The following is a 23,143-nucleotide window of genomic DNA, read 5'->3' on the forward strand; positions in this document are numbered from 1 at the left end:
TGTGGAATCAGGCAGTCAGGCGGTGCGCGTCTTGCGCAATGACCAGTTCTTCGTTAGTTGGGATAACGAGAGCAGGGCGGGTGCCTTCTTTGTTGATGAAGCCAGACTTGCCGAAGCGGGCAGCCAGGTTACGCTCGTGATCAACGTCGAAGCCCAGAACGCCCAGTTTGCCCAGGGACAGTTCACGAACCATTGCCGCGTTCTCACCGATACCACCGGTGAAGATAACCGCGTCCAGACGGCCTTCCATCAGCGCAGTGTAAGAGCCGATGTACTTCGCCAGACGGTGGCAGTAAACGTCCATTGCACGTTTAGCGTCTTCTTTCTCTGCGTAGTTGTCTTCAACGTAACGGCAGTCGCTGGTGACTTCGGTCAGACCCAGCAGGCCAGACTCTTTAGTCAGCATTTTGTTGATCTGGTCAACGCTCATGCCCAGGGTGTCGTGCAGGTGGAAGATGATCGCCGGGTCGATGTCACCGGAACGGGTACCCATCACCAGACCTTCCAGCGGGGTCAGACCCATGGAGGTATCAACACATTTACCGTTGCGGATAGCGGAAACAGAACCACCGTTGCCCAGGTGGCAGGTGATGATGTTCAGTTCTTCAACCGGCTTGTTCAGAACTTTTGCGGCTTCCTGAGTCACATAGAAGTGGCTGGTGCCGTGCGCGCCGTAGCGACGTACGCCGTGTTCTTTGTACAGGCTGTATGGCAGGGCATAGAGGTAAGACTCTTCCGGCATGGTCTGATGGAACGCGGTGTCGAATACGGCCACGTTTTTGTCTTTCAGATTCGGGAAGGATTTCAGCGCTTCAGCGATACCGATCAGGTGAGCCGGGTTGTGCAGCGGTGCGAAGGACGCAGAGTCCTTGATGCCCTGGATCACAGATTCGTCGATGACGACGGAGCTGGTGTATTTTTCGCCGCCGTGGACGATACGGTGACCAATCGCAGTCAGCTGAGCAGACAGTTCTGGTTTTTGTGCCAGAATAGTGTTAACGATAAAGTTCAGCGCTTCACTGTGAGCGGCGCCTGCACCTAAAGCCGCTTCTTGTTTGCTGCCGTCCATCTTCCACTTGATACGTGCTTCAGGCAGATGGAAACATTCGGCCAAACCAGAGAGGTATTCGTCACCGTTGAGCGCATCGATGATGGCGAATTTCAGTGAGGAGCTACCGCAGTTCAGAACCAGTACTAACTTACTCGACATGGAAGTACCTATTATTGATACGTGGCTAAAAAAACGTCAGTGAGTCTAACAGCGTAACGCATGATGACTCAGACATTTATGATTAACATCATGCCAAACGAACATTGTGGCATGATGGAAGAAATAACTATGATTTTATGCCATTTTGCACAATTTTCAGCCAATGGCATAATATGCAATAATTTGACGAGTTAATGATTCTCGTCTAAGGCCCTATCAGGCTGGCACAGGATACCCGATACGGGGTAGAGATGACAAAATATTTTGAACGTTGTCATAGCTTGTTGTGGTTTTGCACGAAAATTTTAATTTTTATATGTGAAGTTGAGGTACAGCCATGTCGACACCAGAGAACCCGTCCGTAAATTTCTTTAGTCTGTTTCGTCGGGGACAGCATTACGCAAAGACGTGGCCGATGGAAAAGCGCCTTGCGCCGATGTTCATTGAGAATCGCACCATTCGCGCCACGCGCTATGCGATTCGCTTTATGCCGCCAGTCGCTGTCTTTACGCTGTGCTGGCAGATTGCGTTGGGCGGCCAGCTTGGCCCTGCCGTCGCGACGGCGCTCTTCGCATTAAGCCTGCCGATGCAGGGCCTGTGGTGGTTAGGTAAACGCTCCATCACGCCACTTCCCCCATCTATTTTACACTGGTTTTATGAAGTGCGCGGAAAACTGAAGGAGGCCGGGCAGGCACTCGCCCCGGTTGAAGGCAAGCCGGACTACCAGGCGCTGGCGGACACGTTAAAGCGCGCTTTTAAGCAACTGGATAAAACATTCCTCGATGACTTGTGATTGATCATCGAAACGACGACGAAAAGAAGGCACAGTAACAATCAGTTACCGTGTCTTTTTTTTAAAGTGCAATGCGCTACAGGAGTCGAAAGATGGAAATGACCCATGCTCAACGTCTGATTTTGTCTAACCAGTACAAGATGATGACTATGCTTGATCCCGATAACGCTGCGCGCTACGGCCGCCTGCAAACCATCGTCGAACGCGGTTTTGGTTTGCAAATGCGCGAACTGGACCGCGAGTTTGGCGAGCTGAAAGAAGAAACCTGTCGCATCGTGATCGACATTATGGAGATGTATCACGCTCTGCACGTCTCCTGGACGAATCTCAAAGATCAGCAGTCCATTGACGAGCGCCGCGTGACTTTCTTAGGCTTTGATGCCGCAACGGAAGCGCGTTATCTGAGCTATGTTCGCTTTATGGTGAATACAGAAGGGCGTTATACCCACTTTGACGCGGGCACCCACGGCTTCAACGCGCAGACCCCAATGTGGGAAAAATATCAGCGTATGCTAAGCGCGTGGCACGCCTGCCCGCGCCAGTACCATTTAAGCAGCAACGAAATTCAACAAATCATTAATGCCTGACGGAGGTGCGTGTGCAGTGTAGAGGTTTTCTGTTTGATCTGGACGGTACGCTGGTGGATTCGCTGCCGGTTGTGGAGCGTTCGTGGTGTCATTGGGCTGACCGACATGGCATCGACCATCAGGACGTGCTGAATTTTATCCATGGCAAACAGGCCATCACCTCGCTACGGCACTTCCTGGCCGGACGCTCTGAGGACGAAATTCAGGCGGAGTTCAAATACCTGGAACATATTGAAGCCACGGATACGGACGGCATTACTGCGTTACCGGGCGCGCGCGAATTGCTTGAGCATCTGAACGAGGCGCAGATCCCGTGGGCTATCGTCACCTCAGGCTCCATTCCCGTCGCCCACGCCCGTCATAAGGCGGCAGGTTTACCGAAGCCGGAAGTGTTTATCACTGCGGAGCGCGTAAAGCGCGGTAAACCGGAGCCCGACGCGTTTTTACTGGGCGCTGAACTGCTGGGCCTCGCGCCCGCAGAGTGCGTGGTGGTGGAAGATGCGGCCGCTGGTGTACTGGCTGGGCTGAACGCCGGAAGCCACGTTATCGCCGTTAACGTTCCGGCGGGATCTCCCCGTCTGGAGGAGGCAGACTTTGTGCTGGATTCACTGACGGCGCTGGCTGTTTCGAAAGCCTCTGACGGGGTTGTAACCGTCTCGCTAAAAATGTAATCACATGATATAGCCCCACATTGCTGGGGCTTTTTTATGGCAAAATTCCTCATCCCCCACTGACAAGGACATGTTGTGAACGGTGAACTGATTTGGGTCCTGAGCCTGCTTTTAATCGCCATCCTTCTTTTTGCAACGGGCAAGGTGCGCATGGACGCCGTCGCCTTGTTTGTCATCGTCGCGTTTGTGCTGAGCGGTACGCTCACGCTGCCGGAAGCCTTCTCCGGGTTTAGCGATCCCAACGTTATCCTGATTGCCGCCCTGTTTATTATCGGTGATGGGCTGGTGCGTACCGGCGTGGCAACCATCATGGGGTCGTGGCTGGTGAGGGTGGCGGGCAGCAGCGAAACCAAAATGCTGATCTACCTGATGGTGACCGTCGCCGGGCTGGGGGCGTTTATGAGCTCAACGGGCGTGGTCGCCATCTTTATCCCGGTGGTGCTGAGCGTCTCCATGCGGATGCAGATCTCGCCGTCGCGCCTGATGATGCCCCTGAGTTTTGCCGGTTTGATCAGCGGAATGATGACGCTGGTGGCAACGCCGCCGAACCTGGTCGTCAACAGCGAGCTTATCCGGGAAGGATTTCAGGGCTTCAGTTTTTTCAGCGTCACCCCGCTTGGGCTGGTCATTCTGGTGTTGGGCGTGGTCTACATGCTGCTGACCCGGTTTGCCCTGAAAGGTGAAAAACAGGACAAAAATAAAGAAGGGTGGAAGCGACGCACCTTCCGCGATCTGATTAAAGAGTACCGTCTCACCGGGCGCGCGCGCCGTCTGGCTATTCGCCCCGGCTCGCCGATGGTGGGACAGCGTCTTGACGACCTGAAGCTGCGTGAGCGCTATGGCGCGAACGTGATCGGCGTGGAGCGCTGGCGTCGTTTTCGCCGGGTGATCGTCAACGTCAACGGGGTGTCGGAATTCCGCGCGCGGGACGTCCTGCTGATTGATATGTCCACCGCGGACGTGGATCTGCGCGAGTTTTGCAGCGAACAGCTGCTGGAACCGATGGTGCTGCGCGGGGAGTATTTCTCCGATCAGGCGCTGGATGTCGGCATGGCCGAAGTATCGCTGATCCCGGAATCGGAACTGCTGGGCAAAACCGTGCGGGAAATGGGATTCCGAACCCGCTATGGCCTGAATGTCGTGGGGCTGAAGCGCGATGGCGTGGCGATGGAAGGGGCGGTGGTGGATGAGCCGATCCTGCTGGGCGATATCTTCCTCGTTGTCGGTAACTGGAAGCTGATAAGCCAGCTCGGGCAAAAAGGGCGCGATTTTGTGGTACTCAACATGCCTGTCGAGGAGAGCGACGCCTCCCCGGCGCACAGCCAGGCGCCCCACGCGATTTTTTGTCTGGTGCTGATGGTGGCGCTGATGCTGACCGATGAAATCCCCAATCCGGTCGCGGCAATCATCGCCTGCCTGTTGATGGGGAAATTCCGCTGCATTGACGCCGAAAGCGCCTATAAAGCCATTCACTGGCCGAGCATTATCCTCATTGTCGGGATGATGCCTTTTGCCCTGGCGCTGCAAAAAACTGGCGGGGTGGATCTGATCGTTAAAGGCTTAATGGACGTTGGCGGAGGATATGGGCCGTACATGATGCTGGTCTGTCTGTTTATCATGTGCGCCACCATCGGTCTGTTTATCTCCAACACCGCGACGGCGGTACTGATGGCGCCGATTGCGCTGGCGATGGCCAAATCCATGGGCGTGTCGCCGTATCCCTTTGCGATGATGGTCGCAATGGCGGCCTCCGCGGCGTTTATGACGCCAGTTTCTTCACCGGTGAATACGCTGGTGCTGGGGCCCGGGAATTATAGGTTCAGTGATTTCGTGAAGCTGGGCGTGCCGTTCACCGTGCTGGTGATGGTGGTGTGCGTGGTATTAATACCGGTTCTGTTCCCGTTCTGATAATTTTGCCGGGTGGCGGCTGCGCCTTACCCGGCCAACAACCCGTAGGCCCTGCAAGCGCAGCGCTGCGGGGCAAACAGATTACAACGGTGAATCCTGGCTGATCTCATCCAGAGACAGATGGAAGCTCGGCACAAACACCTGCATAAAATAGTCCATCTCTTCGCTGCGGCGGGATTCCAGCGTTTTTTCCAGACGCGTTTTCGCCAGTAAAAATTCGTTATTTCCTGCAGACAGCTCTTCCAGGCACTTCAGGTAGGCGCAGAGCGCGTCGGCCTGTTTGACCAGCGATTTTTCATCTTCCGTGTACTGATGCTCATCGATGAGCGGCTCAAAGATGTCGCGCAACTCGTCCGGCACCATGTCAATCAGCTTCTGCTGGGCAATCTTTTCGATGGCCTTGTATTCCTGCGCAATTTGCGAGTTGAAATATTTCACCGGCGTAGGCAGGTCGCCGGTCAGCACTTCTGACGCATCGTGGTACATCGCCAGCAGGGCAATGCGCTCTGGATTGACCTGACCGTTGAATTTGCGGTTTTTAATGGCGGCCAGCGCGTGAGCGACCATCGCAACCTGCAGACTGTGTTCTGAGACATTTTCCGTGCGGACATTGCGCATCAGCGGCCAGCGGTTGATGAGTTTCAGGCGAGAGAGGTGGGCGAAGAAATGACTCTGACTCATAGGTTACCTTTTGTCTTCACTGCGACAGGCGTTCATTGTGCGGGGAGGGGAGGGAAGATGCAAATCGGGCTACCGAAGTAGCCTGATTTTAAGATTACTGATGGTATCCGGAGAGGAAGCGCCCGAAGCGGCTGATGGCCATTTCGAGATCATCTTCGCGCGGCAGCGTCACGATGCGCACGTGATCCGGCCACGGCCAGTTAAACGCCGTACCCTGAACCAGCAGCACTTTTTCCTGCAGCAGGAAATCGAGCACCATTTTCTGGTCGTCGTGAATATTAAAGCGTTTCGCGTCAATTTTCGGGAACATATAGAGCGCGCCATTCGGCTTCACGCAGGAGACGCCCGGAATATCGTTGATCAGCTCCCACGCGCGGTTGCGCTGTTCATACAGGCGACCACCGGGAACGATGAACTCGCTAATGCTCTGATAGCCGCCGAGCGCCGTCTGGATCGCGTGCTGCGCCGGAACGTTGGCACATAAACGCATGGAGGCCAGCATCTCCAGCCCTTCAATATAGCCTTTGGCGTGCTTTTTCGGACCGTTCAGTACCATCCAGCCCTGGCGGAAACCGGCCACGCGGTAGGTTTTAGACAGGCCGTTAAAGGTGACGGTCAGCAGGTCCGGAGCCAGCGCAGCGATTGAGTGGTGCTGTGCCGCGTCGTACAGGATCTTGTCGTAGATTTCGTCGGCAAAGATGATCAGGTTGTGCTGGCGGGCGATCTCGACGATCTCCATCAGCAGCTCTTTTGAGTATACTGCGCCCGTTGGGTTGTTCGGGTTAATGATCACGATGCCGCGCGTGCGGGGCGTAATTTTCGCGCGAATATCATCGAGGTCCGGGAACCAGTCGGAGGACTCGTCGCACAGATAGTGCACGGCTTTACCGCTCGACAGTGATACGGCAGCCGTCCACAGCGGATAGTCCGGCGCGGGCACCAGCATTTCGTCCCCGCTGTTCAGCAGCGCCTGCATCGCCTGCACGATCAGTTCGGAAACGCCGTTGCCGATATAGATATCTTCAACGGTTACATCACGCATACCGCGTGCCTGGTAGTGCTGCATGATGGCTTTACGTGCGGAGTAAAGTCCTTTTGAATCGCAATAGCCTTGTGCAGTAGGAAGGTTGCGGATCACATCAACCAGAATTTCATCCGGCGCTTCAAAACCAAATGGCGCAGGGTTACCAATGTTGAGTTTCAGAACCTTGTTGCCTTCCTCTTCAAGGCGTTTTGCCTCTTTCAGAACCGGGCCGCGGATGTCATAACAGACGTTATCTAGCTTGCTGGATTTTTCGATAGGGGACATGAACCTTTAACCTTTTCGCTATTATTGCCACTCCCTGCCGTGGAAGTCAGCACGGAATAATGTACTCCCCCATCGCTTCGTTTTGAAGGGTGTGCAGTAGAAGATTTTGTGCCTGGAGCAAAATTTTGATAAATCTTTTTCGCTGTGCGTTAGCTTTTTTACTGTCTTAAAGTTGTGCGCATAGCACGATGATAGGTTAAACGTGCTATTCATTTGTCAAAATTCTGTATATTGTGCTGGGAAAAATAAGTGGTGAACCTGACAAGGGTAGCAATCACCCTGCGTGACTTTTCGTAAAACCTGAATGCTTGATACATGTTCCTGTAAAAGCATAATGTGGCTAAAAGTTACTCATGTGAAATTAATGTTAAGTGCCATTAATGAATGGTCTTAATCTAAATTAAAATTTATTTATTATTAACCTATAAAATGCAACTTTAGTTAATTTTAATAAAATTAGTTTAGAAGCTTAACATTCTTCTTTAATCCTCAATATTGCAATAAGACTTATAAATAAAGTGGATTTGGGTTAAGATGTCCTTCAGGAAAGCAGAGGACAGATGCAAGAATTTTGTATATCTGGCACTGGCTTTTCGAATTAATTGATTGTTATTGTTGGAGTTATCTCTGGCTGGAATGTGTCGCACATCTCCTGCTACGTTGACAGCGCTGCGATAAAGATGGCAGAAAAGGTGTTATACCTTTAATGTAATTTACATAAACCTGCGAACATCTAAATATCCTGAACGTTTAAGAGAATAAAAATAACGTCATGAAACGTGCTTTCTGACTGTTGATATAAAGCAGCACAATAACTATCTGTCAGGCAGTCTGCCGGGCCGGGATGCGAGGGAAAACCTTCAGAGGGAATTGCTTAACTGTTACACACAGCTTCAACCCGGGCAGCTCCGCACGAGCAACCTGAAAGTGAATAGATATGATAAATGCAAATCGTCCGATAATGAATCTCGACCTCGATCTGCTGAGAACGTTTGTTGCGGTCGCCGATCTCAACACTTTTGCAGCAGCTGCTGCCGCCGTTTGCCGAACTCAGTCCGCCGTTAGCCAGCAAATGCAGCGGCTGGAGCAGCTGGTCGGTAAAGAGCTTTTTGCACGTCACGGACGTAATAAGCTCTTAACGGAACACGGTATTCAGCTACTGGGTTATGCCAGGAAAATTCTTCGCTTTAATGATGAAGCATGTATGTCATTAATGTTTAGCAACCTTCAAGGAGTGCTAACGTTAGGCGCATCTGATGAGTCAGCGGATACTATATTGCCGTTTCTTCTCAATCGTATTAGTTCGGTTTATCCGAAGCTTGCGCTTGACGTTAGCGTAAAACGTAATGCCTTTATGGTTGAGATGTTAAATGAGCATAAAGTCGACCTGGTGGTGACGACGCATCGTCCCGGGCAGTTTGATTGCCTGACGCTGCGCACATCGCCTACGCACTGGTATTGTGCAGCCGAGTATGTGCTGCAAAAAGGGGAGCCGGTTCCGCTGGTATTACTGGATGACCCGAGCCCGTTCCGCGATATGGTGCTCACGGCGCTGAATGAGGCCAACATTCCGTGGCGTCTGGCGTATGTGGCTTCCACGCTGCCAGCGGTTCGTGCCGCCGTGAAGGCCGGTCTGGGCGTATCGGCCCGTCCGGTAGAGATGATGAGCCCCGATCTGCGCGTCCTGGGGAAATCCGATGGTCTTCCTGCGCTGCCGGATACGGAGTATCTGCTCTGCCACAATTCGTCCAGCCATAACGAGTTGGCAAAAGTGGTGTTCGAGGCGATGGAAAATTACCATAACCCGTGGCAGTTCGAGCGCGTTACCTCCGAAGGGGGGGATGACTCCCTGATCGTCGAAGGGGATTTTGAGTGATCGATAGCTCAATATTCTGGTAACAAAATGTAAGTGTAAAAAACAGCCACTCGTGTGATTTTCACATGCAGTGGCTTTTTTTACGCAATAATACCCGCTTATGGCGCAAGGGTTTTCAGGATACTCTCTTATTTATCAATAAGCTGAATACTTTTGCTTAAAACTTGTCCGTTTTCCGTTCTAACTTCGCCCATATCCCTCTCATGTTAAAAAAACAGGAAATATGTTGCCGTTTTCCATGTTGAATTAACAAAAGCGTGTCGCAGATCAAGAAAATACTCCTATTTGGGGGGAGGAATCGTTGGCAAATCCTGTCAAAATAGGAGGGTTATTTTTTTTACTTCCGAAACGGACACGATTCAACAACATACATTTGACGGAAAGTCATGCACCCACCAGGGTTAAAGGGCACCAAATGTTAATGAGAATCGCTCGATGTAATTTAATGTGAAGAAACCTTTGTTAAAGTTGACAATAGGTTATAGAAAGGAGTAAAAAACCCCATCATTTTGCTGTCTACGTCTCATTTCTGACAGTTAGTGTAAGGTTATTTGTTCCTCCCCATGAATCGATGTGATGCCCATCTGCCAGCAAGAGCAGTGTCGTTGGTATCACTTTTGATGAGTAAGCAATGAGTATGTCAACATCCACAGAAGTCATCGCTCATCACTGGGCATTCGCAATCTTTCTTATTGTAGCCATTGGCCTGTGCTGCCTGATGTTAGTCGGCGGCTGGTTCCTGGGCGGTCGCGCCCGTGCAAGGCACAAAAACACACCTTTCGAATCAGGTATTGATTCAGTAGGTTCCGCTCGCTTACGCCTGTCTGCCAAGTTCTATCTGGTAGCCATGTTCTTCGTCATCTTCGACGTGGAAGCGCTTTACCTTTTCGCATGGTCAACGTCCATCCGCGAAAGTGGTTGGGTGGGCTTTGTCGAGGCCGCAATTTTCATTTTAGTGCTACTGGCCGGGCTGGTTTATCTGGTGCGTATTGGCGCGCTTGACTGGACGCCTGCGCGTTCACGTCGTGAACACATCAACCCGGAAAACAGTATCTCTAATCGTCAGCAGTAACAGCGAGGCAATAAGATGGATTATACGCTCACCCGCATAGATCCTAACGGTGAGAATGACCGTTACCCCCTGCAAAAACAGGAGATCGTAACCGACCCCCTGGAGCAAGAAGTCAATAAAAGCGTGTACATGGGCAAGCTCGAACATGCCATGCACGATATGGTCAACTGGGGTCGTAAGAACTCCATCTGGCCTTACAACTTTGGCCTTTCTTGCTGCTACGTTGAAATGGTGACGTCATTCACTGCGGTGCATGACGTTGCGCGTTTTGGGGCCGAGGTACTCCGTGCTTCCCCGCGTCAGGCTGACCTGATGGTGGTAGCTGGTACGTGCTTTACCAAGATGGCACCTGTTATTCAGCGTCTTTATGACCAGATGCTGGAGCCAAAATGGGTTATCTCCATGGGCGCATGTGCAAACTCTGGCGGTATGTACGACATTTATTCCGTCGTGCAGGGCGTAGATAAATTTATCCCAGTGGATGTGTACATCCCGGGTTGTCCGCCACGTCCGGAAGCCTACATGCAGGCGCTGATGCTGCTGCAGGAATCTATCGGTAAAGAACGTCGCCCACTGTCGTGGGTTGTTGGCGATCAGGGTGTGTATCGCGCGAACATGCAGTCTGAGCGCGAGCGTAAACGTGGTGAACGTATTGCCGTCACCAACCTGCGTACGCCTGACGAAATTTAATTTGCGCCTGTAGGCCTGGAGAACACCTTCGCATATCACTACTCAAATAGCGCGAAGCCAGGCTCAACAGTCACCACGGACCATTTGCAATGGTGAACAATATGACCGACTTAACCGCGCAAGAAGCCGCCTGGCAGACCCGGGATCATCTGGATGACCCAGTCATTGGCGAACTGCGCAACCGTTTTGGGCCGGATGCCTTTACTGTTCAGGCTACCCGCACCGGGGTACCCGTTGTTTGGGTGAAGCGTGAGCAATTGCTGGAAGTTGTCGATTTCCTCAAGAAATTGCCAAAACCGTACGTCATGCTGTTTGACTTACACGGCATGGATGAACGTCTGCGTACCCACCGCCAGGGTCTCCCTGCTGCGGATTTTTCCGTTTTCTACCACCTGATCTCAATAGACCGTAATACGGATATCATGCTCAAGGTGGCATTGTCTGAAAACGACATGCATCTGCCGACAATCACCAAACTTTTCCCGAACGCGAACTGGTATGAGCGTGAAACCTGGGAAATGTTCGGCATGACCTTCGACGGCCACCCGCATCTGACGCGCATCATGATGCCGCAGACCTGGACCGGCCACCCGCTGCGTAAAGACTACCCGGCACGTGCAACCGAATTCGATCCGTTTGAGCTGACCAAAGCCAAACAGGATCTGGAAATGGAAGCGCTGACCTTCAAACCGGAAGACTGGGGCATGAAGCGCGGTACCGACAACGAGGACTTCATGTTCCTCAACCTCGGTCCAAACCACCCGTCTGCGCACGGTGCATTCCGTATTATTCTTCAGCTTGATGGCGAAGAGATTGTCGACTGCGTTCCGGACATCGGCTACCACCACCGTGGTGCTGAGAAGATGGGCGAGCGTCAGTCCTGGCACAGCTACATTCCGTATACCGACCGTATCGAGTACCTCGGCGGCTGCGTCAACGAAATGCCATACGTGCTGGCCGTTGAGAAACTGGCGGGTATCGTTACGCCGGATCGCGTTAACGTGATTCGCGTTATGCTGTCAGAACTGTTCCGTATCAACAGCCACCTGCTGTACATCTCCACGTTCATTCAGGACGTCGGCGCGATGACCCCGGTCTTCTTCGCCTTTACCGACCGTCAGAAAATTTACGATCTGGTCGAAGCGATTACCGGCTTCCGTATGCACCCGGCCTGGTTCCGTATCGGCGGTGTGGCACACGATCTGCCGCGCGGCTGGGACCGTCTGCTGCGTGAGTTCCTCGACTGGATGCCAAAACGTCTGGCCTCTTACGAGAAAGCCGCGCTGCGTAACACCATCCTGAAAGGCCGTTCCCAGGGCGTTGCTGCCTACGGCGCGAAAGAAGCGCTGGAGTGGGGTACGACAGGTGCAGGTCTGCGTGCGACCGGTATTGATTTCGACGTGCGTAAAGCGCGCCCTTACTCTGGCTACGAGAACTTCGACTTTGAAGTCCCGGTGGGCGGCGGTGTTTCCGACTGCTATACCCGCGTGATGCTGAAAGTGGAAGAGCTGCGCCAGAGTCTGCGCATCCTTGAGCAGTGCCTCAACAACATGCCGGAAGGCCCGTTCAAGGCGGATCACCCGCTGACGACGCCGCCACCGAAAGAGCGCACGCTGCAACATATCGAAACCCTGATCACCCACTTCCTGCAGGTTTCATGGGGTCCGGTCATGCCGGCGCAAGAATCCTTCCAGATGATTGAAGCGACCAAGGGTATTAACAGTTACTACCTGACCAGTGACGGCAGCACCATGAGCTACCGTACCCGCGTACGTACGCCGAGCTTTGCGCACCTGCAGCAGATCCCGTCCGCCATCCGCGGCAGTCTGGTCTCCGACCTGATTGTGTATCTGGGTAGTATCGATTTTGTTATGTCAGATGTGGACCGCTAATTATGCACGAGAATCAACAACCACAAACCGAGGCTTTTGAGCTGAGTGAAGCAGAACGTGCCGCCATTGAGCACGAGATGCACCACTACGAAGACCCGCGTGCGGCGTCCATTGAAGCGCTGAAAATCGTACAGAAACAGCGTGGTTGGGTGCCGGATGGGGCGATCTATGAGATCGCGAAAGTGCTGGGTATTCCGGCAAGTGACGTAGAGGGCGTAGCCACGTTCTACAGCCAGATCTTCCGTCAGCCGGTAGGCCGCCATGTGATCCGGTACTGTGACAGCGTTGTCTGCCACATCACCGGTTATCAGGGCATTCAGGCTGCGATTGAGAAAAAGCTCAATATCAAGCCGGGCCAGACCACGTTCGATGGACGCTTTACCCTGCTGCCAACCTGCTGCCTGGGTAACTGCGACAAGGGGCCGACCATGATGATTGATGAGGACACTCACAGCCATCTGACGCCGGAAGCGATTCCTGACCTGCTGGAGCAGTACAAATGAAAACTGTAATTCGTACTGCTGAGACGCATCCGCTGACCTGGCGTCTGCGCGATGACAAACAGCCGGTATGGCTCGATGAATACCAGAGCAAAAACGGCTATGCCGGCGCGCGTAAAGCCCTTGGCGGCATGGCGCCGGACGACATCGTTAACGCGGTGAAAGACTCCGGCCTGAAAGGGCGCGGCGGTGCGGGCTTCTCCACCGGTCTGAAGTGGAGCCTGATGCCGAAAGACGAATCCATGAACATCCGTTACCTGCTGTGTAACGCCGATGAAATGGAGCCGGGCACCTATAAAGACCGCCTGCTGATGGAACAACTGCCGCACCTGCTGGTGGAAGGCATGCTGATCTCCGCGTTTGCGCTGAAAGCCTACCGTGGCTACATCTTCCTGCGCGGTGAGTACATCGAAGCGGCGGAAAACCTGCGTCGCGCGATTGCCGAAGCCACCGAAGCGGGCCTGCTGGGTAAAAACATTCTGGGTACCGGCTTTGACTTTGAACTGTTCGTGCACACCGGCGCAGGACGTTATATCTGCGGTGAAGAAACCGCGCTGATTAACTCCCTGGAAGGCCGCCGCGCGAACCCGCGTTCCAAGCCACCGTTCCCGGCAAGCTCCGGCGTATGGGGTAAACCGACCTGCGTAAACAACGTTGAAACCCTGTGTAACGTTCCGGCTATCCTCGCCAACGGCGTGGAGTGGTATCAGGGCATCTCCTCAAGCAAAGATGCTGGTACCAAGCTGATGGGCTTCTCTGGTCGCGTTAAAAATCCTGGCGTCTGGGAACTGCCGTTCGGTACCACCGCACGTGAAATTCTTGAGGACTACGCTGGCGGCATGCGCGATGGCCTGAAATTCAAAGCCTGGCAGCCGGGTGGGGCAGGGACAGACTTCCTGACCGAAGCCCACCTTGATCTGCCAATGGAATTCGAAAGCATTGGTAAAGCAGGCAGCCGTCTGGGTACGGCGCTGGCGATGGCCGTCGACCACGAGATCGGCATGGTCTCGCTGGTGCGTAATCTGGAAGAGTTCTTCGCCCGCGAGTCCTGCGGCTGGTGTACACCGTGCCGTGATGGTCTGCCGTGGAGCGTGAAGATCCTGCGTGCAATCGAACGTGGCGAAGGCCAGCCAGGGGATATCGAGACGCTTGAGCAGCTGTGTCGATTCTTAGGCCCGGGTAAAACCTTCTGTGCCCACGCACCGGGTGCCGTCGAACCTCTGCAGAGCGCGATCAAATATTTCCGCGACGAGTTCGAAGCAGGTATCAAGCAGCCGTTCAGTAATACCCATGCGATTAATGGGATTCAGCCGAACCTGCTTAAAGCGCGCTGGTAACGACAAGAATTTTGATTAACGCTCGGTTTCGACCGAGCCAACTGGAAGCATGCTAATGGCTACGATTCATGTAGACGGCAAAGAATACGAAGTCAACGGGGCGGACAACCTGCTGGAAGCTTGTCTGTCTCTTGGCCTCGATATTCCGTACTTTTGCTGGCATCCGGCGCTGGGCAGCGTCGGTGCTTGCCGCCAGTGTGCGGTGAAGCAATATCAAAACGCGGAAGACACGCGTGGTCGCCTGGTGATGTCCTGTATGACGCCAGCCACCGAAGGCACTTTTATTTCGATTGATGACGAAGAAGCCAAACAGTTCCGCGAAAGCGTTGTGGAATGGTTGATGACCAACCACCCGCACGACTGTCCGGTCTGTGAAGAGGGCGGTAACTGCCACCTTCAGGATATGACCGTGATGACCGGCCACAGCTTCCGTCGCTATCGCTTTACCAAGCGTACCCACCGTAACCAGGACCTGGGGCCGTTCATCTCTCACGAAATGAACCGCTGCATCGCCTGCTACCGCTGCGTGCGTTACTACAAAGACTACGCAGACGGTCAGGATCTGGGCGTATATGGCGCGCACGATAACGTCTACTTCGGTCGTCCGGAAGACGGTACGCTGGAAAGCGAATTCTCTGGTAACCTGGTAGAAATCTGCCCGACAGGCGTATTCACGGATAAAACTCACTCCGAGCGTTACAACCGTAAATGGGACATGCAGTTTGCGCCAAGCATCTGCCAGCAGTGTTCCCTCGGCTGTAACACCAGCCCGGGTGAGCGTTACGGCGAGCTGCGTCGTATCGAAAACCGTTACAACGGCACCGTTAACCACTACTTCCTGTGCGACCGCGGTCGTTTCGGCTATGGCTATGTGAACCTGAAAGACCGTCCGCGTCAGCCGGTTCAGCGCCGTGGCGACGACTTCATTACCCTGAACGCTGAGCAGGCGATGCAGGGCGCGGCAGATATTCTGCGTCAGTCGAAGAAAGTGATCGGTATCGGCTCCCCGCGCGCCAGCATCGAAAGCAACTTCGCGCTGCGCGAGCTGGTTGGAGCGGAAAACTTCTATACCGGTATCGCTCAGGGCGAGCAGGAACGTCTGCAGCTGGTACTGAAAGTGCTGCGTGAAGGCGGTATTCATACCCCTGCGCTGCGCGAAATCGAATCTTATGATGCGGTCCTGGTGCTGGGTGAAGACCTGACGCAGACGGGCGCACGCGCGGCTCTGGCGGTTCGTCAGGCGGTGAAGGGTAAAGCACGTGAAATGGCAGCGGCGCAGAAAGTGGCTGACTGGCAGATTGCGGCGATCCTGAACATCGGCCAGCGCGCGAAGCATCCTCTGTTTGTGACCAACGTCGATAACACCCGTCTGGACGATATCGCTGCGTGGACCTACTGCGCGCCGGTTGAAGATCAGGCTCGTCTTGGCTTTGCGATTGCCCACGCGCTGGATAGCAGCTCGCCGGCCGTTGAGCTGGATCGCGACCTGCAGAACAAGGTCGACGTGATTGTTCAGGCCCTGGCCGGTGCGAAGAAACCGCTGATTATTTCCGGTACCAACGCCGGTAGCGCAGAGATCATTCAGGCAGCAGCCAACGTGGCCAAAGCTCTGAAAGGCCGCGGTGCTGACGTCGGTGTGACCATGATTGCCCGTGCGGTGAACAGCATTGGTCTGGGCATGATTGGCGGCGGCTCGCTGGAAGCAGCGTTAAGCGAACTGGAGTCCGGTGCCGCTGACGCCGTTGTGGTGCTGGAAAACGATCTGCATCGCCACGCCTCTGCCGCTCGCGTTGACGCTGCGCTCTCCAAAGCGCCGCTGGTGATGGTGATTGACCATCAGCGCACCGCGATTATGGACAAAGCGCACCTGGTGCTCTCTGCGGCAAGCTTCGCAGAAAGCGACGGTACCGTTATCAACAACGAAGGCCGCGCGCAGCGTTTCTTCCAGGTTTACGACCCGGCGTACTACGACAGCAACACCGTGATGCTGGAAAGCTGGCGCTGGCTGCACTCCCTGCACAGCACCGTGCAGAGCCGTGAAGTGGACTGGACGCAGCTCGACCACGTTATCGACGCGGTAGTCGAAAAACTGCCTCAGCTGGCAGGCATTAAAGATGCCGCGCCTGAAGCAAGCTTCCGCATTCGCGGCCAGAAACTGGCGCGTGAACCGCACCGTTACAGTGGCCGTACTGCGATGCGTGCCAACATCAGCGTGCACGAACCGCGCCAGCCGCAGGATAAAGACACCATGTTCGCCTTCTCGATGGAAGGGAACAACCAGCCGTCTGCGCCGCGTTCGCAAATCCCTTTCGCATGGGCACCGGGCTGGAACTCCCCGCAGGCATGGAACAAGTTCCAGGCTGAAGTGGGCGGCTCCCTGCGCCACGGCGATCCGGGCGTGCGTCTGATTGAAGCCTCCGAAACCGGTCTGGACTTCTTCACCACCGTACCGGCGAGTTTCCAGGCGCAGGACGGTAGCTGGCGTATTGCCCCGTACTACCACCTGTTCGGTAGCGACGAGCTGTCCCAGCGTTCACCGGTCTTCCAGACCCGTATGCCGCAGCCGTACATCAAGCTTAACCCGGCTGACGCCGCGAAGCTTGGCGTTAACGCGGGTGCAAACATCGCCTTTAGCTATGACGGCCAGACCATCAGCCTGCCGCTGATTATTTCTGAAAGTCTGACAGCAGGGCAGGTAGGTCTGCCGATGGGTATGCCTGGCATCGCGCCGGTTCTGGCGGGTGCGCGTCTTGATAATCTGCAGGAGGCAAAAGCATGAGTTGGTTAACGCCGGATCTTATCGACATCCTGCTGAGCATTCTGAAAGCGATTGTTATCCTGCTGGTGGTGGTCACCTGCGGCGCGTTCATGAGCTTTGGTGAACGTCGTCTGCTCGGTCTGTTCCAGAACCGTTACGGACCGAACCGCGTGGGCTGGGGTGGTTCACTCCAGCTGGTCGCGGATATGATCAAGATGTTCTTTAAAGAGGACTGGATCCCGCGCTTCTCGGACCGCGTGATCTTTACTCTGGCACCGATGATCGCCTTCACCTCGCTGCTGCTGGCGTTTGCTATCGTTCCGGTCAGCCCGACCTGGGTGGTCGCTGACCTGAACATCGGCATTCTGTTCTTCCTGATGATGGCAGGCCTCGCGGTTTACGCGGTCCTGTTCGCAGGCTGGTCCAGTAACAACAAATACTCGCTGCTGGGGGCGATGCGTGCTTCCGCGCAGACCCTGAGTTACGAAGTGTTCCTGGGTCTTTCCCTGATGGGCGTGGTGGCGCAGGCCGGTTCATTCAACATGACCGACATCGTCAATAACCAGGCCGACATCTGGAACGTTATTCCGCAGTTCTTTGGGTTTATTACCTTTGCCATCGCGGGCGTTGCAGTGTGTCACCGTCACCCGTTTGACCAGCCAGAAGCCGAACAGGAACTGGCCGACGGTTACCACATCGAATATTCCGGTATGAAATTCGGTCTGTTCTTCGTGGGCGAGTACATCGGTATTGTCACCATTTCCGCGTTGATGGTAACGCTGTTCTTCGGTGGCTGGCATGGCCCGTTCTTACCGCCGTTCATCTGGTTCGCGCTGAAAACCGCGTTCTTCATGATGATGTTCATTTTGATTCGCGCAGCGTTACCGCGTCCGCGTTACGACCAGGTAATGTCCTTCGGCTGGAAAGTGTGCCTGCCGCTGACGCTCGTCAACTTGTTGGTAACGGCCGCTGTCATTCTCTGGCAGCAGCCATAAGGGGCTATAGACCATGACCTTAAAAGAATTACTGGTAGGCTTCGGTACCCAGGTACGCAGTATCTGGATGATCGGCCTGCACGCGTTTGCCAAACGCGAAACCCGGATGTACCCGGAAGAGCCGGTATATCTGCCGCCGCGCTACCGTGGCCGTATCGTGCTGACGCGCGACCCGGACGGTTCCGAGCGCTGCGTTGCCTGTAACCTGTGTGCGGTAGCGTGTCCGGTAGGCTGTATCTCTCTGCAGAAAGCAGAGACGGTAGACGGCCGCTGGTACCCTGAGTTCTTCCGCATCAACTTCTCACGCTGCATCTTCTGCGGTCTGTGTGAAGAAGCGTGCCCAACCACGGCGATTCAGCTGACTCCAGACTTCGAGCTGGGTGAGTACAAGCGTCAGGACCTGGTGTATGAGAAAGAGGATCTGCTGATTTCCGGTCCGGGCAAATACCCGGAATATAACTTCTACCGGATGGCGGGTATGGCAATCGACGGCAAAGATAAGGGCGAAGCAGAGAACGAAGCTAAGCCTATCGACGTCAAGAGCCTGTTACCGTAAGGAGAGGGCAATGGAATTCGCTTTTTATATCTGTGGCCTTATCGCCATCCTGGCTACGCTGCGAGTGATTACGCACACCAATCCGGTGCATGCGCTGCTGTACTTAATCATTTCGCTGCTGGCCATTTCCGGGGTGTTCTTCGCACTGGGCGCGCACTTCGCCGGTGCGCTGGAAATCATCGTCTACGCCGGGGCCATCATGGTGCTGTTCGTGTTCGTGGTGATGATGCTGAACCTGGGCGGCTCTGAAATTGAGCAGGAACGTCAGTGGTTAAAACCGCAGGTGTGGATTGGTCCGGCAATTTTGTCGGCCATCATGCTGGCGGTGATTGTTTACGCCATTCTGGGCGTCAACGATCAGGGCATCGACGGCACGCCGATCGGCGCTAAAGAGGTCGGTATTACCCTCTTTGGCCCATACGTTCTGGCGGTTGAACTGGCCTCAATGCTGCTGCTGGCAGGTCTGGTTGTTGCTTTCCATGTTGGCCGCGAAGAGCGTGCTGGTGAGGTGCTGAGCAACCGCACTGACGACCGCGCGAAAAGAAAAACGGAGGAGCGCGCATGATCCCCTTAACACATGGACTGATCCTCGCTGCGATTTTATTCGTTCTGGGTTTGACCGGTCTGGTTATCCGCCGCAATCTGCTGTTTATGCTGATCGGTCTGGAAATCATGATTAACGCCTCCGCGCTGGCCTTCGTGGTCGCCGGAAGCTACTGGGGCCAGACCGATGGTCAGGTGATGTACATTCTCGCCATCAGCCTCGCGGCTGCCGAAGCGAGTATTGGCCTGGCGCTGTTGCTGCAGCTCCATCGTCGCCGCCAGAATCTGAACATCGATTCAGTAAGTGAGTTGCGTGGATGAACATGCTTGCCTTAACCATTATTTTTCCGCTGATTGGCTTCGTGCTGCTGGCGTTTTCTCGCGGCCGCTGGTCTGAGAATCTGTCTGCGACCGTCGGCATGGGCTCTGTTGGCCTGGCCGCGCTGGTGACGGCGTATGCGGGTATCGACTTCTTTAACAACGGTCGTCAGCCTTTCAGCGTACCGCTGTGGACCTGGATGTCGGTCGGTGATTTCAACATCGGCTTCAACCTGGTGCTGGACGGCCTCTCGCTGACCATGCTCTCCGTGGTCACCGGCGTTGGCTTCCTGATCCACATGTTCGCCTCCTGGTATATGCGCGGTGAAGAGGGTTACTCCCGCTTCTTCGCCTACACCAACCTGTTTATCGCCAGCATGGTGGTTCTGGTGCTGGCCGATAACCTGCTGCTGATGTATCTGGGCTGGGAAGGCGTAGGTCTGTGTTCTTACCTGCTGATCGGTTTCTACTACACCGATCCGAAGAATGGCGCAGCGGCCATGAAGGCGTTCGTCGTGACCCGCGTGGGTGACGTCTTCCTCGCTTTCGCGCTGTTCATTCTTTACAACGAACTGGGCACGCTGAACTTCCGCGAAATGGTGGAACTGGCGCCGGCGCACTTCGCTGCAGGCAACAACATGCTGTGGTGGGCAACGCTGATGCTGCTTGGTGGCGCCGTGGGTAAATCCGCGCAGCTGCCGTTGCAGACATGGCTGGCCGACGCGATGGCGGGTCCAACCCCTGTCTCCGCGCTGATCCACGCCGCGACCATGGTAACCGCCGGTGTCTACCTGATTGCGCGTACCCATGGCCTGTTCCTGATGACCCCGGAAATTCTGCATCTGGTGGGTATCGTCGGTGCGGTCACGCTGGTGCTGGCAGGCTTTGCCGCGCTGGTGCAGACCGACATCAAACGCGTTCTCGCGTATTCCACCATGAGCCAGATCGGTTACATGTTCCTGGCGCTGGGCGTTCAGGCATGGGACGCAGCCATTTTCCACCTGATGACACACGCGTTCTTTAAAGCGCTGTTGTTCCTGTCATCTGGTTCCGTGATCCTGGCCTGCCACCACGAGCAGAACATCTTCAAGATGGGCGGACTGCGTAAGTCCATTCCACTGGTTTATGTCTGCTTCCTGGTAGGCGGCGCGGCGCTGGCGGCACTGCCGCTGATCACCGCGGGCTTCTTCAGTAAGGACGAAATCCTTGCGGGTGCCATGGCGAATGGTCATATCAATCTGATGGTTGCGGGTCTGGTCGGTGCGTTCATGACCTCCCTGTATACCTTCCGTATGATTTTCATCGTATTCCACGGTAAAGAACAAATTCACGCTCACGCAGGGAAGGGGATTACCCACCACCTGCCGCTGATTGTGCTGCTGGTACTGTCCACCTTCGTTGGCGCGATGATTGTGCCACCGCTGCAGGGCGTACTGCCAGACACCACCGAGCTTGAGCACGGTCGCGTTCTGACGCTTGAAATCACCTCCGGTGTGGTCGCTATCGCGGGCATCCTGATCGCTGCGTGGCTGTGGCTGGGCAAACGTAGGCTGGTGACTGCCGTTGCCAACAGTGCGCCGGGCCGTCTGCTGGGCACCTGGTGGTACAACGCGTGGGGCTTCGACTGGCTGTACGACATGATCTTCGTTAAGCCGTTCCTGGGCATTGCGTGGCTGCTGAAGCGCGACCCACTGAACAGCCTGATGAATATCCCGGCGATCCTTTCCCGCTTTGCAGGTAAAGGCCTGCTGTACAGCGAGAACGGTTACCTGCGCTGGTATGTGGCGTCCATGAGCATCGGTGCGGTTGTCGTGCTGGCGCTGCTGATGGTGTTGCGTTGATCGTTAAGTGAATTTTATTCGAATTCGTTGAAAATCAGGCCCCTGCTGGGGGCCTTAAAAAGGAATGTAAATCGCCATGTTACTACCCTGGCTAATATTAATTCCCTTCATCGGCGGCTTCCTGTGCTGGCAGACTGAACGCTTTGGCGTGAAGATGCCGCGCTGGATCGCGCTGATCACCATGGGATTGACGCTCGCGCTTGGCCTGCAACTGTGGTTGCAGGGCGGTTACTCACTGACCCAGTCTGCGGGCATTCCGCAGTGGCAGTCTGAGTTCATCCTGCCGTGGATCCCGCGTTTCGGCATTACGATCCACCTGGCGATTGACGGTCTGTCGCTACTGATGGTGGTGCTGACCGGTCTGCTCGGCGTTCTGGCGGTACTTTGCTCCTGGCGAGAAATCGAAAAATACCAGGGCTTCTTCCACCTGAACCTGATGTGGATCCTGGGCGGCGTGATCGGCGTGTTCCTTGCCATCGACATGTTCCTGTTCTTCTTCTTCTGGGAGATGATGCTGGTGCCGATGTACTTCCTGATCGCGCTGTGGGGCCACAAGGCGTCCGACGGTAAAACGCGTATCACGGCGGCAACCAAGTTCTTCATCTATACCCAGGCGAGTGGTCTGGTGATGCTGATTGCTATTCTGGCGCTGGTGTTTGTTCACCACAACGCGACCGGCACCTGGACCTTCAACTACGAAGATCTGCTGAAGACGCCAATGTCCCACGGCGTTGAATACCTGCTGATGCTGGGCTTCTTCATCGCGTTCGCGGTGAAAATGCCGGTCGTTCCGCTGCACGGCTGGTTGCCAGACGCGCACTCTCAGGCACCAACGGCGGGTTCCGTTGACCTGGCGGGCATCTTGCTGAAAACGGCCGCCTATGGTCTGCTGCGTTTCGCACTGCCGCTGTTCCCGAATGCCTCCGCAGAGTTCGCACCGATTGCCATGTGGCTGGGTGTGATCGGTATCTTCTACGGTGCCTGGATGGCCTTCACGCAGTACGACATCAAGCGTCTGATTGCCTACACCTCCGTTTCCCACATGGGCTTCGTGCTGATTGCTATCTACACCGGCAGCCAGCTGGCGTACCAGGGCGCGGTGATCCAGATGATTGCGCACGGTCTGTCCGCAGCCGGCCTCTTCATCCTGTGCGGTCAGCTGTACGAACGTCTGCATACACGCGACATGCGCATGATGGGCGGCCTGTGGAGCAAAATTAAATGGCTGCCAGCGCTGTCCATGTTCTTCGCGGTGGCTACCCTGGGGATGCCGGGTACCGGTAACTTCGTCGGCGAATTTATGATTCTGTTCGGCAGCTTCAAAGTGGTACCGGTGATTACCGTGATCTCCACCTTTGGTCTGGTGTTCGCTTCCGTGTACTCGCTGGCGATGCTGCACCGCGCCTACTTCGGTAAAGCGAAGAGCGAAATTGCTGCACAAGAACTGCCGGGGATGTCGCTGCGTGAGCTGTTCATCATCCTGCTGCTGGTCGTACTGCTGGTGCTGCTGGGCTTCTTCCCGCAGCCGATTCTGGATACCTCGCATAGCGCGATGGGCAACATCCAACAGTGGTTTGTTAATTCTGCTTCTACTACAAGGCCGTAA

20 protein-coding genes are annotated in these 23,143 nt (G+C 54.9%); 17 read left to right on the forward strand and 3 right to left on the reverse strand.

The window, feature by feature from the left end:
- Positions 1 to 7: 7 nt before the first annotated feature.
- Complete coding sequence (ackA, locus tag ACMWLG_RS03450) at positions 8 to 1,210, reverse strand: acetate kinase (protein ID WP_023312544.1); 1,203 nt, start codon at positions 1,208 to 1,210, stop codon at positions 8 to 10.
- Between the two features lie 337 nt (positions 1,211 to 1,547).
- On the opposite strand from ackA, the gene yfbV reads away from it, so the two are divergent.
- The 4 genes from yfbV to ACMWLG_RS03470 all read left to right on the forward strand — a co-directional run bounded on the left by yfbV (position 1,548) and on the right by ACMWLG_RS03470 (position 5,169).
- Positions 1,548 to 2,003 (forward strand): terminus macrodomain insulation protein YfbV, encoded by a 456-nt coding sequence (yfbV, locus tag ACMWLG_RS03455; protein WP_045402698.1) that lies wholly within the window; start codon positions 1,548 to 1,550, stop codon positions 2,001 to 2,003.
- A 92-nt stretch (positions 2,004 to 2,095) separates the two neighbouring features.
- On the forward strand, positions 2,096 to 2,590 hold the full coding sequence (locus tag ACMWLG_RS03460; RefSeq protein WP_045402706.1) for a YfbU family protein: 495 nt from the start codon (positions 2,096 to 2,098) through the stop codon (positions 2,588 to 2,590).
- Between the two features lie 11 nt (positions 2,591 to 2,601).
- Positions 2,602 to 3,261 carry a sugar phosphatase gene (locus tag ACMWLG_RS03465; RefSeq protein ID WP_045402709.1) on the forward strand — a complete coding sequence of 220 codons (660 nt, stop codon included), beginning with the start codon at positions 2,602 to 2,604 and terminating at the stop codon, positions 3,259 to 3,261.
- Positions 3,262 to 3,336: 75 nt separating this feature from the next.
- Positions 3,337 to 5,169 (forward strand): SLC13 family permease, encoded by a 1,833-nt coding sequence (locus tag ACMWLG_RS03470; protein ID WP_045402712.1) that lies wholly within the window; start codon positions 3,337 to 3,339, stop codon positions 5,167 to 5,169.
- 81 nt (positions 5,170 to 5,250) lie between these two features.
- On the opposite strand, the gene yfbR is transcribed toward ACMWLG_RS03470, so the two are convergent.
- On the reverse strand, positions 5,251 to 5,850 hold the full coding sequence (yfbR, locus tag ACMWLG_RS03475; protein ID WP_023312539.1) for a 5'-deoxynucleotidase: 600 nt from the start codon (positions 5,848 to 5,850) through the stop codon (positions 5,251 to 5,253).
- Between the two features lie 94 nt (positions 5,851 to 5,944).
- The gene (gene alaA / locus ACMWLG_RS03480; RefSeq protein WP_003861471.1) at positions 5,945 to 7,159 is read right to left on the reverse strand and encodes an alanine transaminase AlaA; all 1,215 of its coding nucleotides are present in this window, start codon (positions 7,157 to 7,159) and stop codon (positions 5,945 to 5,947) included.
- A 937-nt stretch (positions 7,160 to 8,096) separates the two neighbouring features.
- Between alaA and lrhA the strand changes: the two genes are divergently transcribed.
- The 13 genes from lrhA (at position 8,097) to nuoM (ending at position 23,143) form a co-directional block, all read left to right on the forward strand.
- Complete coding sequence (gene lrhA / locus ACMWLG_RS03485; protein ID WP_045619310.1) at positions 8,097 to 9,035, forward strand: transcriptional regulator LrhA; 939 nt, start codon at positions 8,097 to 8,099, stop codon at positions 9,033 to 9,035.
- Between the two features lie 631 nt (positions 9,036 to 9,666).
- Entirely contained in the window at positions 9,667 to 10,107 is a 441-nt protein-coding gene (gene nuoA / locus ACMWLG_RS03490; RefSeq protein WP_014171000.1) for an NADH-quinone oxidoreductase subunit NuoA, read from the forward strand.
- 15 nt (positions 10,108 to 10,122) lie between these two features.
- Positions 10,123 to 10,797 carry an NADH-quinone oxidoreductase subunit NuoB gene (gene nuoB / locus ACMWLG_RS03495; protein WP_003861482.1) on the forward strand — a complete coding sequence of 225 codons (675 nt, stop codon included), beginning with the start codon at positions 10,123 to 10,125 and terminating at the stop codon, positions 10,795 to 10,797.
- Between the two features lie 89 nt (positions 10,798 to 10,886).
- Positions 10,887 to 12,689 carry an NADH-quinone oxidoreductase subunit C/D gene (gene nuoC / locus ACMWLG_RS03500; RefSeq protein ID WP_023312537.1) on the forward strand — a complete coding sequence of 601 codons (1,803 nt, stop codon included), beginning with the start codon at positions 10,887 to 10,889 and terminating at the stop codon, positions 12,687 to 12,689.
- Positions 12,690 to 12,691: 2 nt separating this feature from the next.
- Positions 12,692 to 13,192, forward strand: a complete 501-nt coding sequence (gene nuoE, locus ACMWLG_RS03505) for an NADH-quinone oxidoreductase subunit NuoE (protein WP_006176513.1) — start codon at positions 12,692 to 12,694, stop codon at positions 13,190 to 13,192.
- A complete protein-coding gene (gene nuoF / locus ACMWLG_RS03510; protein WP_023312536.1) occupies positions 13,189 to 14,526 on the forward strand; it encodes an NADH-quinone oxidoreductase subunit NuoF in 1,338 nt (445 codons plus the stop codon). Before nuoE ends, nuoF begins: the two co-directional genes overlap by 4 nt.
- Before the next feature lie 55 nt (positions 14,527 to 14,581).
- Positions 14,582 to 17,305, forward strand: coding sequence for an NADH-quinone oxidoreductase subunit NuoG (gene nuoG / locus ACMWLG_RS03515; RefSeq protein ID WP_045402714.1), 2,724 nt, complete (start codon positions 14,582 to 14,584; stop codon positions 17,303 to 17,305).
- Positions 17,302 to 18,279 carry an NADH-quinone oxidoreductase subunit NuoH gene (nuoH, locus tag ACMWLG_RS03520; RefSeq protein ID WP_008500211.1) on the forward strand — a complete coding sequence of 326 codons (978 nt, stop codon included), beginning with the start codon at positions 17,302 to 17,304 and terminating at the stop codon, positions 18,277 to 18,279. Before nuoG ends, nuoH begins: the two co-directional genes overlap by 4 nt.
- Before the next feature lie 13 nt (positions 18,280 to 18,292).
- Positions 18,293 to 18,835 (forward strand): NADH-quinone oxidoreductase subunit NuoI, encoded by a 543-nt coding sequence (gene nuoI, locus ACMWLG_RS03525; protein WP_003861491.1) that lies wholly within the window; start codon positions 18,293 to 18,295, stop codon positions 18,833 to 18,835.
- A 10-nt stretch (positions 18,836 to 18,845) separates the two neighbouring features.
- Positions 18,846 to 19,400 (forward strand): NADH-quinone oxidoreductase subunit J, encoded by a 555-nt coding sequence (gene nuoJ, locus ACMWLG_RS03530; protein WP_023312534.1) that lies wholly within the window; start codon positions 18,846 to 18,848, stop codon positions 19,398 to 19,400.
- Entirely contained in the window at positions 19,397 to 19,699 is a 303-nt protein-coding gene (gene nuoK, locus ACMWLG_RS03535; RefSeq protein ID WP_003861496.1) for an NADH-quinone oxidoreductase subunit NuoK, read from the forward strand. Before nuoJ ends, nuoK begins: the two co-directional genes overlap by 4 nt.
- Positions 19,696 to 21,537 carry an NADH-quinone oxidoreductase subunit L gene (gene nuoL, locus ACMWLG_RS03540; RefSeq protein ID WP_045402717.1) on the forward strand — a complete coding sequence of 614 codons (1,842 nt, stop codon included), beginning with the start codon at positions 19,696 to 19,698 and terminating at the stop codon, positions 21,535 to 21,537. The genes nuoK and nuoL overlap by 4 nt, the downstream gene beginning before the upstream one ends.
- A gap of 76 nt (positions 21,538 to 21,613) precedes the next feature.
- A complete protein-coding gene (nuoM, locus tag ACMWLG_RS03545) occupies positions 21,614 to 23,143 on the forward strand; it encodes an NADH-quinone oxidoreductase subunit M (RefSeq protein ID WP_023312532.1) in 1,530 nt (509 codons plus the stop codon).

This window comes from Enterobacter sp. 01-M-02-SI-ECC, from assembly GCF_047530595.1.
Taxonomy (GTDB): domain Bacteria; phylum Pseudomonadota; class Gammaproteobacteria; order Enterobacterales; family Enterobacteriaceae; genus Enterobacter; species Enterobacter cloacae_M.

Bases quoted from the DNA above. Each gene is read 5' to 3' on its own strand.
- nuoL (WP_045402717.1), top strand. From the start codon at position 19,696: ATGAACATGCTTGCCTTAACCATTATTTTTCCGCTGATTGGCTTCGTG.
- yfbV (WP_045402698.1), top strand. From the start codon at position 1,548: ATGTCGACACCAGAGAACCCGTCCGTAAATTTCTTTAGTCTGTTTCGT.
- nuoB (WP_003861482.1), top strand. From the start codon at position 10,123: ATGGATTATACGCTCACCCGCATAGATCCTAACGGTGAGAATGACCGT.
- nuoI (WP_003861491.1), top strand. From the start codon at position 18,293: ATGACCTTAAAAGAATTACTGGTAGGCTTCGGTACCCAGGTACGCAGT.
- nuoE (WP_006176513.1), top strand. From the start codon at position 12,692: ATGCACGAGAATCAACAACCACAAACCGAGGCTTTTGAGCTGAGTGAA.
- nuoH (WP_008500211.1), top strand. From the start codon at position 17,302: ATGAGTTGGTTAACGCCGGATCTTATCGACATCCTGCTGAGCATTCTG.
- nuoA (WP_014171000.1), top strand. From the start codon at position 9,667: ATGAGTATGTCAACATCCACAGAAGTCATCGCTCATCACTGGGCATTC.
- lrhA (WP_045619310.1), top strand. From the start codon at position 8,097: ATGATAAATGCAAATCGTCCGATAATGAATCTCGACCTCGATCTGCTG.
- ackA (WP_023312544.1), bottom strand. From the start codon at position 1,210: ATGTCGAGTAAGTTAGTACTGGTTCTGAACTGCGGTAGCTCCTCACTG.
- alaA (WP_003861471.1), bottom strand. From the start codon at position 7,159: ATGTCCCCTATCGAAAAATCCAGCAAGCTAGATAACGTCTGTTATGAC.
- nuoG (WP_045402714.1), top strand. From the start codon at position 14,582: ATGGCTACGATTCATGTAGACGGCAAAGAATACGAAGTCAACGGGGCG.
- nuoC (WP_023312537.1), top strand. From the start codon at position 10,887: ATGGTGAACAATATGACCGACTTAACCGCGCAAGAAGCCGCCTGGCAG.
- nuoM (WP_023312532.1), top strand. From the start codon at position 21,614: ATGTTACTACCCTGGCTAATATTAATTCCCTTCATCGGCGGCTTCCTG.
- yfbR (WP_023312539.1), bottom strand. From the start codon at position 5,850: ATGAGTCAGAGTCATTTCTTCGCCCACCTCTCTCGCCTGAAACTCATC.
- nuoJ (WP_023312534.1), top strand. From the start codon at position 18,846: ATGGAATTCGCTTTTTATATCTGTGGCCTTATCGCCATCCTGGCTACG.
- nuoF (WP_023312536.1), top strand. From the start codon at position 13,189: ATGAAAACTGTAATTCGTACTGCTGAGACGCATCCGCTGACCTGGCGT.
- ACMWLG_RS03460 (WP_045402706.1), top strand. From the start codon at position 2,096: ATGGAAATGACCCATGCTCAACGTCTGATTTTGTCTAACCAGTACAAG.
- nuoK (WP_003861496.1), top strand. From the start codon at position 19,397: ATGATCCCCTTAACACATGGACTGATCCTCGCTGCGATTTTATTCGTT.